This is a genomic window from Streptomyces sp. NPDC026575, assembly GCF_055567415.1.
Map to the genome: position 1 here is coordinate 30,691 of NZ_JBVHQM010000038.1, position 12,682 is coordinate 43,372.

Annotated in this window: 11 protein-coding genes; 8 read left to right on the forward strand and 3 right to left on the reverse strand. The window is 70.3% G+C overall.

Annotated features, from left to right (window positions below; all coding sequences use genetic code 11):
* The first annotated feature begins 363 nt into the window (after nt 1–363).
* Together ACZ4NB_RS34975 and ACZ4NB_RS34980 are read left to right on the forward strand one after the other, a co-directional pair.
* A complete protein-coding gene (locus ACZ4NB_RS34975; RefSeq protein ID WP_467667073.1) occupies nt 364–3,783 on the forward strand; it encodes an NACHT domain-containing protein in 3,420 nt (1,139 codons plus the stop codon).
* A 120-nt stretch (nt 3,784–3,903) separates the two neighbouring features.
* Nucleotides 3,904–4,239 carry a trypco2 family protein gene (locus ACZ4NB_RS34980; RefSeq protein WP_467667074.1) on the forward strand — a complete coding sequence of 112 codons (336 nt, stop codon included), beginning with the start codon at nt 3,904–3,906 and terminating at the stop codon, nt 4,237–4,239.
* 70 nt (nt 4,240–4,309) lie between these two features.
* Here the strand turns inward: ACZ4NB_RS34980 and ACZ4NB_RS34985 are convergent, their stop codons facing one another.
* The gene (locus tag ACZ4NB_RS34985; RefSeq protein ID WP_467667075.1) at nt 4,310–5,002 is read right to left on the reverse strand and encodes a MerR family transcriptional regulator; all 693 of its coding nucleotides are present in this window, start codon (nt 5,000–5,002) and stop codon (nt 4,310–4,312) included.
* 86 nt (nt 5,003–5,088) lie between these two features.
* Between ACZ4NB_RS34985 and ACZ4NB_RS34990 the strand changes: the two genes are divergently transcribed.
* Entirely contained in the window at nt 5,089–5,580 is a 492-nt protein-coding gene (locus ACZ4NB_RS34990; protein ID WP_467667076.1) for a DUF6194 family protein, read from the forward strand.
* Between the two features lie 290 nt (nt 5,581–5,870).
* A complete protein-coding gene (locus tag ACZ4NB_RS34995) occupies nt 5,871–6,413 on the forward strand; it encodes a hypothetical protein (RefSeq protein WP_467667077.1) in 543 nt (180 codons plus the stop codon).
* 91 nt (nt 6,414–6,504) lie between these two features.
* Here ACZ4NB_RS34995 and ACZ4NB_RS35000 read toward each other — a convergent pair whose 3' ends face one another.
* Entirely contained in the window at nt 6,505–7,734 is a 1,230-nt protein-coding gene (locus tag ACZ4NB_RS35000; RefSeq protein WP_467667078.1) for an acyl-CoA dehydrogenase family protein, read from the reverse strand.
* 162 nt (nt 7,735–7,896) lie between these two features.
* On the opposite strand from ACZ4NB_RS35000, the gene ACZ4NB_RS35005 reads away from it, so the two are divergent.
* Nucleotides 7,897–8,544 (forward strand): TetR/AcrR family transcriptional regulator, encoded by a 648-nt coding sequence (locus ACZ4NB_RS35005; protein WP_467667079.1) that lies wholly within the window; start codon nt 7,897–7,899, stop codon nt 8,542–8,544.
* A 77-nt stretch (nt 8,545–8,621) separates the two neighbouring features.
* On the opposite strand, the gene def is transcribed toward ACZ4NB_RS35005, so the two are convergent.
* On the reverse strand, nt 8,622–9,194 hold the full coding sequence (gene def, locus ACZ4NB_RS35010; protein ID WP_467667080.1) for a peptide deformylase: 573 nt from the start codon (nt 9,192–9,194) through the stop codon (nt 8,622–8,624).
* 185 nt (nt 9,195–9,379) lie between these two features.
* Here def and ACZ4NB_RS35015 point away from each other — a divergent pair, with 185 nt between their 5' ends.
* From ACZ4NB_RS35015 to ACZ4NB_RS35025, 3 genes are all read left to right on the forward strand, one after another.
* Nucleotides 9,380–10,618 (forward strand): Mur ligase family protein, encoded by a 1,239-nt coding sequence (locus ACZ4NB_RS35015; protein WP_393500810.1) that lies wholly within the window; start codon nt 9,380–9,382, stop codon nt 10,616–10,618.
* Between the two features lie 29 nt (nt 10,619–10,647).
* On the forward strand, nt 10,648–11,376 hold the full coding sequence (locus ACZ4NB_RS35020) for a type 1 glutamine amidotransferase (protein WP_384434810.1): 729 nt from the start codon (nt 10,648–10,650) through the stop codon (nt 11,374–11,376).
* Nucleotides 11,377–11,519: 143 nt separating this feature from the next.
* Complete coding sequence (locus ACZ4NB_RS35025; RefSeq protein WP_467667081.1) at nt 11,520–12,545, forward strand: 6-phosphofructokinase; 1,026 nt, start codon at nt 11,520–11,522, stop codon at nt 12,543–12,545.
* Nucleotides 12,546–12,682: the final 137 nt, after the last annotated feature.

Consider the following 12,682-nt stretch of genomic DNA (forward strand, 5'->3'; position numbering starts at 1 on the left):
GCCGCCCCCGGAGTTGGACGGCCGAGGCTCAACTGCCGTATGAGCGCCGGCATTCGGAAGTCGGGCGTCAGGAATTCCACGCCCCGCCGTGTCGATGTCGACCCAATCCCACGCAGGAGAGCCGCCCTCGCCGGCACTCGCCACTACGCCCAGCCGCCGCAGCACCCGAGAAAGCGGGCTGCCGACAGGCGTGAGCCTCGTCCCACCCGGCGAAGCCGAACCCAGGCGGCGTCCCTGCCCGTGGTGAGGTTGCTCTGGACGTCACGGAAGGAAGGTACGTACGACCCGACCGCCCGCCCCTGCGCGGACGCACCGTTGAGGAACTCGCTGACGAGGCCGGGCCGCATGCCCTACGGTCGGTGCGTGGGACCGGAACGCCATCGCATCGCCGCCGTGCTCGGCGCCCAGCAAGGCAGCGGCTACCTCCTGACAGCCCGTCTTGTCCTGACAGCCGGCCATGTGGTGAAGAACCGCGTCCTGGTCAATGTCGCGGCGCTCGGCGGTGTCGGCGAGGTGCAGTGCCGGGTGGTGTGGGCGCGCCACGATCGTGAGTGCGATGCCGCGCTCCTGCTCGCCCCGAGGAGGCAGAGCCTGCTCCCCCCTGAGTCGGCCGAGCAGCTGGGACCCGTTCGCTGGGGCGTGCCCTCCGGACTCGAACCCGTGGAATCCTGCCAGGCCATCGGCTTTCCGCAGGTGCAGCGCGACGACGAGGACGGGCTCGACACCGAGCAGATCGTCGGCACGTTCAAGCCCGGTTCCCGTATGGTCCGGGCCCGCTATGTGCTCGACAGTCCGCACACCCCGCCGCTCCGGCAGGCGGACGGCGCCTCGCCGTGGGCGGGCATGTCCGGCGCCGCGCTCTTCGCGGACGGCATGATCATCGGGGTGGTGGTGACGGATCCGTTCAACTGGCAGCACGGTCGCGTCGAAGCCATCAGAAGCCGAGTGCTCTTCGCGGACCCCGAGTTCGTCCAACAGCTGGCGGAGCACACCGGATACCAGCCGATCGTGGACGAGCTCTCCGGCCCCCAGCACAACCCGCACGCCGAGTTCGAGCGCCGTTACGCCGCCTTCGTCGCCGAGTCCTACAGCGAACTGAAGATCTTCGGGCTGGACTTCAGCCGCCGGGAACATGCCGAGTGGCCACTGGACACCGCGTATCTGAGCCTGGAGCTGGCACCTCACCACAGCCGCGAACAGAATCGGGACGGCCTCGGAATTCCCCCGGCCGCATCGCTCCGCGGACCGGCCATCGGCGAACGGCAGCGGGTCGAGGCGGCCTTCGCCCGCCAGACCCGCATCCTGTTACGCGGCAACGCCGGCTCCGGGAAGACGACCCTGGCGCAGTGGCTCGCGGTGACCGCCGCGCGGCAGGAGTTCCCGCCCGGGCTCGGACACCTCCAGGGCTGCCTCCCGTTCGTCCTGCCCCTGCGCACCCTCGCCCGGCGGGACTCCCTCCCCGCCCCACAGGATTTCCTCGCGGCGGTCGGCAATCCCCTGCACGCGGTGCAGCCCGATGGATGGGCCGATCAGATCCTGCAGTCCGGGCGCGGGCTGTTGCTCATCGACGGTGTGGACGAAGTCCAGGAGGGCGACCGGCAGTACACGCTGGACTGGCTCAAGAACCTCATCGCGCTCTACCGCGACTGCATCTTCGTCGTCACCACGCGTCCCTCGGCCGTGGCCGACGGGTGGCTGGGCCCCGAGCGGTTCACCGAGCTCAATCTGCTGCCGATGAACCGGCAGGACGTCAATGCCTTTCTGCACCGCTGGCACCAGGCGGCCGCCGAGACCGTCCAACGCCCGGCGGAGCGTGCCCAACTGCAACAGTACGAGCGGGAGCTGGCGGACGCCCTACCGCGGAAGAACGACCTGGCCCAGCTGGCCACCAACCCGTTGATGTGCGCGATGATCTGCGCGCTGAACCGGGACCGCAACTCCTATCTGCCGCAGAACCGGCTGGAGCTGTACGACGCCGCACTCAGCATGCTCCTCGTCCGCCGTGACGCCCAGCGGCGGGTCACCGCGAAACTGGAGATCAACGAGAGCGCCCAGCTGTGGCTGCTGCAGCAGCTCGCCTACTGGATGATCCGCAACGGCCATGCCGAGGCCGACCGCGCGCACGTACTGCGGGTGGTGGCGGACGCCCTGCGCTCGATGCCGCAGGTCGCCGCGCCCGAGCAGGCCGGCGCAGTCCTCGAACATCTGCTGTTGCGCAGCGGCGTCCTACGGGCACCGGCGCCCGACACCGTGGAGTTCGTGCACCGCACCTTCCAGGACTACCTCGGGGCCAAGGCCGCCGTGGAGGGCCAGGACCTCAATCTGGTGGCCGCGCACGCCCACGAGCCGCAGTGGGAGGACGTGGTGCGGATGGCGGTCGGCCACGCCCGTGCGGACGAACGCGCGGTGCTGCTGCGGCGCCTGCTCGAACTGGGCGACGCCGCCACGTCCCCGCAGCGGGAGCGGCTGCACCTGCTGGCCGCGGCATGCCTGGAGCACGCGACCGCCCTCGCACCAGACGTACGTGTCGAGGTCGAGCGACGGGCGGCGGTCCTGGTCCCGCCGGGCGACCTCGCGGACGCCGAGCTGCTGGCCCAGGCCGGTGCGGTGGCCCTGGGGCTGCTCCCGCCGCCCGACGGACTCACCCCGAGGCAGGCCCAGGCGGTCGTCCGCACCGCGCGGCTGCTGGGCGGGGAACACGCCTTCCAGGTGCTGTCCACCTTCCGGGAGCATCCGGACCAGCAGGTCAGGCAGGAGCTCGCCGACGCCTGGGACGGCTTCGACGCCCGGGCCTACGCGGAGGGCGTCCTCACCCACACACCGCTGACCGGAGTACGCCTGACCGTGAGCAGCACGGAGCAGCTCGCCGCGCTCTCCGTGATCGGCGCGGTCCCGGCGCTCCGCTGCGGGGGCGACTTCCCGGCCGAGGCGCTGTCGTCCACGCTCCGCCATGCCCGCCCCGACGACTTCACCCTGGAATCCAACGACCTCTTGTCGGACCTGGAGTTCCTGACCGACATCCCGAAACCGTCCGTACTGCGACTGTCCGACTGCGGCGGCCTCGTGGACTACTCGGCGCTGCCCGGCCTGGGCCTGGAGGCCCTCACGCTCCGGAACGCGCCCAGCGGCCCCGACCTGTCACCGCTGCAGGACATGACGACGCTCCGCAGCGCGACGTTCCGATGGGACCGCGACGGGGAGGCACGCCGGATCTCCCTGCCCGACGTCCCGTTCCCCGCCGGCATCGAGACTCTGGGTTTTCACGGCAACCTGCTCATCCACGATCTTCCCCTCATCGACCGATGGCAGCACCTCACCTCGCTCACCCTGGCGACCGCCCCGGTGCCTGCCGATGAGCTGGCCGCGCTCGGTCGGCTCCCCTCCCTGGAGTGTGTGGATCTCGCTCTGGAGAACCTCTGCCCGCCGGACCTCGCCGAGGTGCCGCGTCTCGACGGGGTCACCAGGGCGCAGCTGAGCACGTTCCTGACGGGAGACCTGGGCGACACCGAGCTCCTGCGCCGGATGCTCCCCTCGCTGCGATCCCTCCGTCTGCACATCGAAGTCACCCACTCCCTGCGCCGTCCGGCGACCCTCGACCTCTCCGCGCTGGCCGGAATCCCCGACCTCTCGGTGGCGCTCTTCCTCCCGGCCTCGGGGGATCTGCGACTCACCGGGGACGAGCACCTGCCGAAGGGCTCGGTCGTACGCCACATGTGGGGAACTCCCGTGCCCAGCGCATCGAAGCCGCCGTCTCCCTGGTGGCGGCGCTTCGGGGGCCGCTGACGGACCGCAGGACGCGGGCGGCGGGCCGCGGGTCCGCAGGTCTCGGGCCGCGCAAGCACCGCAGGGAAGCACCGCATGCCCTAACGTCGGAGTTCTCGGCCGACACCAGGGGGTACCGCCATGCCTGATGACTTCGAGGACATCGAGCTCGTCGCCGCGGTGAGAGCCATCAGGGACCAGCTCGTGGATGCGGCGGCAGCCGGGGCCGGGGAGCCGATGCGGTTCGAAGTCGGGCCGATCCAAATGGAGTTCACGGTGGAGCTGCGCCGCGAAGCCGGCGCCAAGGCCGGCGTCAAGGCATGGGTGGTCAACGCCGACACCGAGGCGCGGGCGTCCCGCGCCCGGACCCACCGGATCGCCTTCACCCTCACCCCGAAAGACACCGCCACGGGACGTGGCGTCGAGATCGGCAACGACGCCCCTGGGAACACCGGTGACTTCAGCGCCGTCGACTAGGGCTGTCCCGCCAAGGATTACGGGACACCCTTGAGCGTGCGGGGCGGCGGAATCCGCTCCCACACGTCGCTCACCTGCGCAAGGCGAACACCGCACGGAGTGCGACGGCCCCTTCGAGCAGGGCCTCGGAACGAGCCGCGATGTCGGCGTCTCGGGCAGCCAGTGCGGAGGCGACATCCGCCAATCGGCGGGGGCGCCGTAGCTCCGGCATGAGGGCCCGCAGGGGTGCGATGCGGTAACCGGCCTTGCGCAGTTGATGGACGATCCGCGCATCCCGCACCTGAGCGGGCGTGTATCGGCGCGTTCCTCGCGCGGGGTCGCGTTCCGGGACGACGAGATCCTCCGCATCCCAGTGCCGCAATGTCGAGGGGCGCACGCCGAGGGCGGCGGCGAGTTCGGAGACGTCCATCGAGTCCGACGCGCGTACGTCGCCGAGCGGCTCGCTGGAGATTGCCTCGGCGGCCTCCTTGGCCTGGTTCAGTTCCGTGCGCTCTGTGTGGAGCCGGGCGTGCGCCGCGTCGAGCAGTGCGAGGGCCTGCGAAGCGGGCAACTGGTGGACGGCCCGAACGATCTTCTTGGCCTCAGTCGGGCCGGCGCCTGCCGCGAGGGCGCGGTGGGCCAGCGCGGACTGCAGATGCGCCTCCCCGTAGATGCGGTAGCCCGTGGTTGTGCGCAGTGCCGGCGGCAGCACACCGTCGCGCTCAAGATTGCGAATCTGCTGAACGGAGTACCCGGCACGCCGCGCGACGTCGCCGGTGCGCATCTCCCCCGATTTGAGACTTGCCATCTCAAAGTCCCTCTGTCTCGCTCCAAAGTCTCCACAAGCACTTCAATGCAACGCTAGAGCACATGACCCAAAACGAGCACCTGACCATGGACGAGATCATCAGCTTCGTGGACGGCCTCGACGGCGTCCTGACCATGAGGCCGGAGCCCGGCGACGGCTCGCCGGAAATCGGCTGGGGCGACACGTTCTTCTCCTACGCGCCTGATGGCGTCACCCCGACCGCAACCCAACCGTTCGCAACGATCGTGACCAAGGACTACCCCGGCGACGAGGGCTCCCGCCTGGACCGAGCGGACGCCTTCCGCGTGAACATCGCCGCCGGGAAGGAAGCGTTCATCCAGTGGACCGGCCACGCGCCACGCGACCCGGCCACCACCGAGGTCGACCCCAGCACCACCGACACCGTGATCGCACACCCCGTCTACGGCACCCTCGGCTGGTTGGCAGTGGTGAACCCGGGCAAGCGTACGGCAGCGGCAACCCGTGAACTGCTGCGTGCGGCCTACCGCCTCGCACGCTCACGCCACGAGCGACGCGCTGAAGCGACTGCGTGATGACACGGTCCGAAGCCGGGGCGTAGCCGGGGGGTGTAGTCGGGAGGTATCCGGAGGTATCCGGGGTGGCGGCCTGGATCTGCCCGGTGGTGGGGACGTCGAAGACGAAGTGCGCGTCGACCTCGGCCTGCACGTCGGGGTCGACGCGCTTCCCCGCGCTCCAGCTTGCCGCGAGGTGGACGTGGTGAAAGCCTGGAGTTGTGGCATGCACCCGCCGGTCAAGCCGCTCTCTGACGCAGCGCCTGCTGGTCTACGGCGCCTCGGTCGCCCTGGCTGCAGGAGGCGTACTGATGCCCGGCGGCGCATGGGCTACGGCCGCCGCGATGCCACAACTCGGCGCAGCGCACACAGTTGCAGCCGGAATCGACATCACCGCCGCGGATTGGGCAGAGGTCACCGATTCCCCGAGTGGTGTCACAGCCGAGCTTCCCGGAGACGTCAAGCTCACAGAATCCGGCGACCCGCCCTGCCGGTTCTACAAGGCCATGACGGCCGATGCGGCTTTGACTTTCGGCGTCTGCGATCTACCGGAAACCCCGAAGATGAGCGGCCTTCATGAGACTGCCGAAGGAACCGCTGACGCGTTTCGCGAGAAGCATGGAGACGTTGCCATCAAGGTCAGCACACGGGAGACCGAATTTGATGGCCACCCGGCTCTAGATCTCCACTTGTCCACCAAGGACCGCCGCCCCGACACCCTGGTCGGCGCCGCCCGCTACATAGCCGATGACCACCGCATCATTATTGCCGAGACATTCGTCTACGCGCAGAACGAGAAGTCACTGAATCCGACCCATCAGCGACTCGTCGCCAGCATCCAGATCCCGGAATGAAGTCACTCGGCCGGGCGCATTGCGCCTCCCCCAGCATGCAGAAAGCCCCCGATGTCGACCGGGGGCTTTTGACGCTTGCAGGAAGTTGAAGTCAGCGAATCGGCATGCCCGAAAGGGTTCGGGCGATCACCAGGCGCTGGATCTCGCTGGTGCCTTCGAAGATGGTGTAGATGGCTGCGTCGCGGTGCATGCGCTCGACCGGGTATTCGCGGGTGAAGCCGTTGCCGCCGAGGATCTGGATGGCCTGGGCGGTGACCTTCTTGGCGGTCTCGCTGGCGAAGAGCTTGGACTGGGAGCCCTCCGCGGCGGTGAACGGCTTTCCGTTGACGGCCATCCAGGAGGCGCGCCAGACCAGCAGTCGGGCCGCGTCGATGGAGGTGCGCATATCGGCGAGCTGGAAGGCGACGCCCTGGTTGTCGATGATCGGGCGGCCGAACTGCTCGCGGGTCCTGGCGTACTCCAGGGCCTCCTCGTACGCGGCGCGGGCCGTGCCGACGGCCATCGCGCCGACCGCCGGGCGGGATGCCTCGAAGGTGGCCATCGCGGCGTTCTTCACACGCTCGCCGCCGCCCGCCTTGGCGCGCTCGCGGGCGCGGGCCAGCCGCTCGTCCAGCTTCTCCTTGCCGCCGAGCAGGCAGCTGCCGGGGATCCGCACGTCCTCCAGGACGACCTCGGCGGTGTGCGAGGCGCGGATGCCGTGCTTCTGGAACTTCTGGCCCTGGGAGAGGCCGGGGGTGTTCGGCGGGACGATGAAGGAGGCGTGGCCCTTGGAGCCGAGTTCCGGGTCGACGGAGGCGACCACGACGTGGACGTTGGCGATGCCGCCGTTGGTGGCCCAGGTCTTGGTGCCGTTGATGACCCACTCGTCCTTGGCCTCGTCGTACACCGCACGGGTGCGCATCGAGGCGACGTCCGAGCCGGCGTCGGGCTCGGAGGAGCAGAAGGCGGCGACCTTCACGTCGTCGGCGTCGCCGTACATCTGCGGCACCCAGGTGCCGATCTGCTCCTCGGTGCCGTTGGCGAGCACGCCGACCGCGGCGAGGCCGGTGCCGACGATGGACAGCGCGATGCCCGCGTCGCCCCAGAAGAGCTCCTCCATGGCCATGGGGATGCCGAGGCCGGTCGGGTCGAAGTACTGCTGCGCGTAGAAGTCCAGCGAGTAGATTCCGATCTTGGCGGCCTCCTGGATGACCGGCCAGGGCGTCTCCTCGCGCTCGTCCCACTCCGCGGCGGCGGGGCGCATGACATCGGCGGCGAAGCCGTGAATCCAGTCACGGACTTCCCTCTGCTCGTCGTTGAGCTCCATGATGAACTCGGCCATGTCCCCTCCAGCGCTGCAGGCAGTACGATGTTACTAGCGGTAACCCGTAGTGTGTTACTCGCCAGTAGGCACTGTCAACTCCCCCGGTGACGAATTCACGGTGGAGCACGGGTGTTACGTTGCGCGAGCGCCACAGATTCACAACGGGTGGGGAGCACGACCATGGAGAGCACAGAGCACAGCGACGGCCGTCATTCGGCGACCGAGCGCAGGCGGCGGGAGCTGCTGGAGGCCGCCGAGCGCATCGTGCTGCGCGACGGCCCGGACGCCTCGATGAACGCCATCGCCGCCGAGGCCGGCATCACCAAGCCGATCCTCTACCGGCACTTCGGCGACAAGGGCGGGCTGTACCGCGCGCTGGCCGTACGGCACACCGACGCCCTGCTGGACAATCTGCGCACCGCCCTGGACGCGCCGGTCCTGCGCCGGGACCGGGTCGAGGCCACCCTCGACGCCTATCTGCTCGCGATCGAGACCCGCCCGCAGGTGTACCGCTTCCTGATGCACCCCTCGGACGAGGAGAACTCCCCGGAGTCCGGTTTCGACGTGGGGCGGCACTCCGCTCCGCTGCTGCGCCGGCTCGGCGAGGAGTTGGCCAAGGTCATCACCGACCGGCTCGACCTGGGTCCGGGCGGCGAGCTGCGGGCCCGGGTGTGGGGGCACGGCATCGTCGGCATGATGCACGGCGCCGGCGACTGGTGGCTGCGCGAACGCCCCTGCTCCCGCGAGCAGTTGGTCCAGCAGCTGACCGATCTGCTGTGGGGGCAGCTGGCCATGGTGGAAGATCTCGCGGGCGGCCCCGGCTTCTGAGCCGGAGCGGCGACGCGGAAGCCGCATCGCAGCAGCCGCCGCGACAACCGGGCCCGCCGTCCAGCGGGCCCGTCGCCTCAGCGGGCGGCCGTCGCCTCCACGGGCGCGGCCTGCCCCGCCCAGGGTGATCTGGCGGCCGTGCGCAGCACCCGGCGGCGGCGCAGGCCGGTGAGCCGGTCGACGTACAGCCGGCCGTCGAGGTGGTCGCACTCGTGCTGGAGGCAGCGGGCGAAGTATCCGGTGCCGGTCACCGTCCTCGGCTCGCCGGTGACGGTGAAACCGGTCACCACAGCGCGGTCGTGACGCGGGGTGGCGGCCTCGATCCCGGGGAGCGAGAGGCAGCCCTCCGGCCCGCGGACGACCGGTCCGTCGACCTCGACGAGCCGGGGGTTGACGAGATGTCCCAGATGGCGGACGTCCTCGTCGTCGGGGCAGTCGTAGACGAACACCCGCAGCGGGACGCCGATCTGGTTGGCGGCGAGGCCGACGCCTTCGGCGGCGTACATCGTCGCGAACATGTCCTCGACCAGCCGGGCCAGCTCGCCGTCGAAGACGGTGGCATCCTGACAGGTATCGGTCAGGACCGGATCGCCGAGCAGGCGCATCGGGCGAAGGCGGCCGGAACTACCGGGAATGGTGCGGGAACGCATGGGGCCAAGAGTACGGTCCGTGAATGCCGGATGACGTTGCACGGGTGGCGGGGTTCGGGCCCGCGGCCGGATCTCGATAGGCTGATCCCCGACCGAAGCCTCCGGCCGGTCATCGGCGGCGGAGGAGGCGTTCCACCGGCAGCCACACCGCAGGGGGGCGCCGGATGCAAGGAGGATCTAGGACGATGGCAGGCAACACGGAGCCGCTGTCGCCGCGGGCCAAGCTGGCCGTGACGGCAGGCAAGGCCGCGGCGGCGGTATCGCGCGCGGCGGGCCGCGGCAGCGGATCGGTGATCGGTGGCCGGGTGGCGCTCAAACTCGACCCCGACCTGCTCGCGCGGCTGGCCCGGCACCTCGACGTCATCCTGGTGTCGGCGACGAACGGCAAGACGACCACGACGCGGCTGATCGCCGAGGCGCTGCGGGCCAGCGGCCCGGTGGTCTCCAACGCGCTCGGCGCCAACATGCCGGCGGGCATCACGTCCGCGCTGGCCGGCGGCTCGGACGCGAAGTACGGCGTGATCGAGGTCGACGAGAAGTACCTGGCCGGAGTGGCGCGGGATGTGACGCCGAAGGCCATAGCGCTGCTGAACCTCTCGCGCGACCAGCTCGACCGCGCCGCCGAGACCCGGATGCTGGCGGAGCGCTGGCGCGAGGGCCTGGCCGACTCCAAGGCGCTGATCATCGCCAACGCGGACGACCCGCTGATCGTCTGGGCGGCCTCGTCGTCCGCGAACGTGGTGTGGGTCGCGGCCGGCCAGGAGTGGAAGGACGACGCCTGGTCCTGCCCGTCGTGCGGTGGCGTGATGCAGCGCCCCGGCGACGACTGGTTCTGCGGCGAGTGCGGCTTCCGCCGCCCGATGCCCAGCTGGGCGCTGTCCGGCGATCACGTCCTGGACCCGCACGGCAGCGCCTGGCCGATCAAGCTGCAGCTGCCCGGCCGCGCCAACAAGGCGAACGCCACCACTTCCGCCGCGGTCGCCGCCGCCTTCGGGGTGCCGCCGCAGGTGGCCCTGGAGCGGATGTTCTCGGTGCAGGCGGTGGCCGGCCGCTATGACGTGGTCACGTTCATGGAGCGCGAGCTGCGGCTGCTGCTGGCGAAGAACCCGGCCGGCTGGCTGGAGACGTTCTCGCTGATCGACCCGCCGCCGACCCCGGTGATCATGTCGGTGAACGCGCGCGGCGCGGACGGTACGGACACCTCCTGGCTGTGGGACGTCGACTACACCCGGCTGGCCGGACACCCGCTCTTCGTGATCGGCGACCGCAAGCTGGACCTGGCGGTGCGGCTGGAGGTCGCGGGGCTCGACTTCCAGGTGTGCGAGAGCGTCGACGAGGCGGTGCGGATGGCGCCGCCCGGCCGGATCGAGGTCATCGCCAACTACACGGCCTTCCAGGACCTGCGCCGTCGCGTGGGCAACTGAGCGCGATGCGCGGACAAGGACGAGCGAGAATGAGTGACAACAGCCTGCGCCTGGTGTGGGTCTACCCGGACCTGCTGAGCACGTACGGCGACCAGGGAAACGCCCTGGTGGTGGAGCGGCGGGCGCGCCAGCGCGGTCTGGACGTCCAGCGGCTGGACGTACGGTCCGACCAGCAGATTCCGACCTCCGGTGACATCTACCTGATCGGCGGCGGGGAGGACCGGCCGCAGCGGCTGGCCTCCGAGCGGCTGATCCGCGACGGCGGGCTGTCCCGCGCGGTCTCCAACGGCGCGATCGTCTTCTCGGTGTGTGCCGGCTACCAGATCCTGGGCCACGAGTTCATCAACGACCTGGGCGAGCGGCAGCAGGGCCTGGGGCTGCTGGACGTGGTCAGCACCCGCGGCGAGGGCGAGCGCTGCGTCGGCGACGTACTCGCCGACATCGACCCGAAGTTGGGGCTGCCGCCGCTGACCGGCTTCGAGAACCACCAGGGCGTCACGCACCTGGGCAAGACCGCCCGGCCGTTCGCCAAGGTGCGGTTCGGCAAGGGCAACGGCGTCGGCGACGGCTATGAGGGCGCGTACAACGACACCGTCTTCGGTACGTACATGCACGGTCCGGTGATGGCCCGCAACCCGCACATCGCCGATCTGCTGATCAAGCTGGCGCTGGACGTCAACGCGCTGCCCCCGGTGGACGACCGCTGGTACGAGGCGCTGCGCCAGGAGCGGATCGCCGCGGCGACCCAGCCCGCTTAATCCGTTTCACCCCTTTTCGTACGCCCGCAGTCCCGCACTGCGGGCGTACGTGTACCCGCGGCCTTCGCGCTTGTAGGGTGAGCGGAATCCAACCGGACGACGGGGTCCGGGCCCCCGGTTGAGTTGCAGAGGTTTTTCGAGCAATGCGCATTGGTGTACTCACCTCCGGCGGCGACTGCCCCGGACTCAACGCCGTCATCCGCTCCGTCGTCCACCGCGCCACCGCCGATCACGGCGATGAGGTGATCGGCTTCCGCGACGGCTGGAAGGGCCTGCTGGAGGCCGACTACCGCAAGCTCGACCTCGACGCCGTCGGCGGCATCCTGGCGCGCGGCGGCACCATCCTGGGGTCGTCGCGGGTGCAGCCCGCCCACCTCCGGGACGGCGTCGAGCGGGCCCGCGGCCACGTCGCGGAGCTGGGCCTGGACGCGATCATCCCGATCGGCGGCGAGGGCACGCTCAAGGCGGCGCGGCTGCTGTCGGACGCCGGGCTGCCGATCGTCGGCGTACCGAAGACCATCGACAACGACATCGCGGTCACGGACGTGACGTTCGGCTTCGACACCGCGGTGGGCGTCGCCACCGAGGCGCTGGACCGGCTGAAGACCACCGCCGAATCGCACCAGCGGGTGATGATCGTCGAGGTGATGGGGCGGCACACCGGCTGGATCGCACTGCACTCGGGCATGGCGGCCGGTGCGCACGCGATCGTGGTGCCGGAGCGGCCCTTCGACATCGAGGAGCTGACGGAGCGGGTCTCCGCGCGGTTCGAGGCCGGCAAGAAGTTCGCCATCGTGGTGGTCGCCGAGGGCGCCAAGCCGCGCGAGGGCACGATGTCCTTCGACGTCGGCGGCAAGGACGTCTACGGGCACGAGCGGTTCGCCGGCGTCGCCCGCCAGCTCTCCGTCGAGCTGGAGAACCGCCTCGGCAAGGAGGCCCGCCCGGTGATCCTGGGCCATGTCCAGCGCGGCGGCACCCCGACCGCGTACGACCGGGTCCTCGCCACCCGCTTCGGCTGGCACGCCGTCGAGGCCGCGCACCGGGGCGACTTCGGGATGATGACCGCGCTGCGCGGTACGGACATCACGCTGGTGCCGCTGGCCGAGGCCGTGGAGACCCTCAAGACCGTGCCCGCCGAGCGCTACGACGAGGCGGAATGCGTGCTGTGACGCCGCCCTAGGGCCTGTCCGATGGGGCCTGGCCGGGCCCGCGACGCCTGGCACGGCACCTCGCGGCGTTGCCGAATCATCCCGATAGCTCCGCTATCGAGACGCTCCGGCGCCTTGCGATGCACCGCACCAGACGC

What these genes read in the sequence shown, in the direction of transcription:
- ACZ4NB_RS34980 (WP_467667074.1), top strand. Translation starts at nt 3,904, where the DNA reads ATGCCTGATGACTTCGAGGACATCGAGCTCGTCGCCGCGGTGAGAGCC.
- ACZ4NB_RS34985 (WP_467667075.1), bottom strand. Translation starts at nt 5,002, where the DNA reads ATGCGCACCGGCGACGTCGCGCGGCGTGCCGGGTACTCCGTTCAGCAG.
- ACZ4NB_RS34990 (WP_467667076.1), top strand. Translation starts at nt 5,089, where the DNA reads ATGACCCAAAACGAGCACCTGACCATGGACGAGATCATCAGCTTCGTG.
- ACZ4NB_RS34995 (WP_467667077.1), top strand. Translation starts at nt 5,871, where the DNA reads ATGCCCGGCGGCGCATGGGCTACGGCCGCCGCGATGCCACAACTCGGC.
- ACZ4NB_RS35000 (WP_467667078.1), bottom strand. Translation starts at nt 7,734, where the DNA reads ATGGCCGAGTTCATCATGGAGCTCAACGACGAGCAGAGGGAAGTCCGT.
- ACZ4NB_RS35005 (WP_467667079.1), top strand. Translation starts at nt 7,897, where the DNA reads ATGGAGAGCACAGAGCACAGCGACGGCCGTCATTCGGCGACCGAGCGC.
- def (WP_467667080.1), bottom strand. Translation starts at nt 9,194, where the DNA reads ATGCGTTCCCGCACCATTCCCGGTAGTTCCGGCCGCCTTCGCCCGATG.
- ACZ4NB_RS35015 (WP_393500810.1), top strand. Translation starts at nt 9,380, where the DNA reads ATGGCAGGCAACACGGAGCCGCTGTCGCCGCGGGCCAAGCTGGCCGTG.
- ACZ4NB_RS35020 (WP_384434810.1), top strand. Translation starts at nt 10,648, where the DNA reads ATGAGTGACAACAGCCTGCGCCTGGTGTGGGTCTACCCGGACCTGCTG.
- ACZ4NB_RS35025 (WP_467667081.1), top strand. Translation starts at nt 11,520, where the DNA reads ATGCGCATTGGTGTACTCACCTCCGGCGGCGACTGCCCCGGACTCAAC.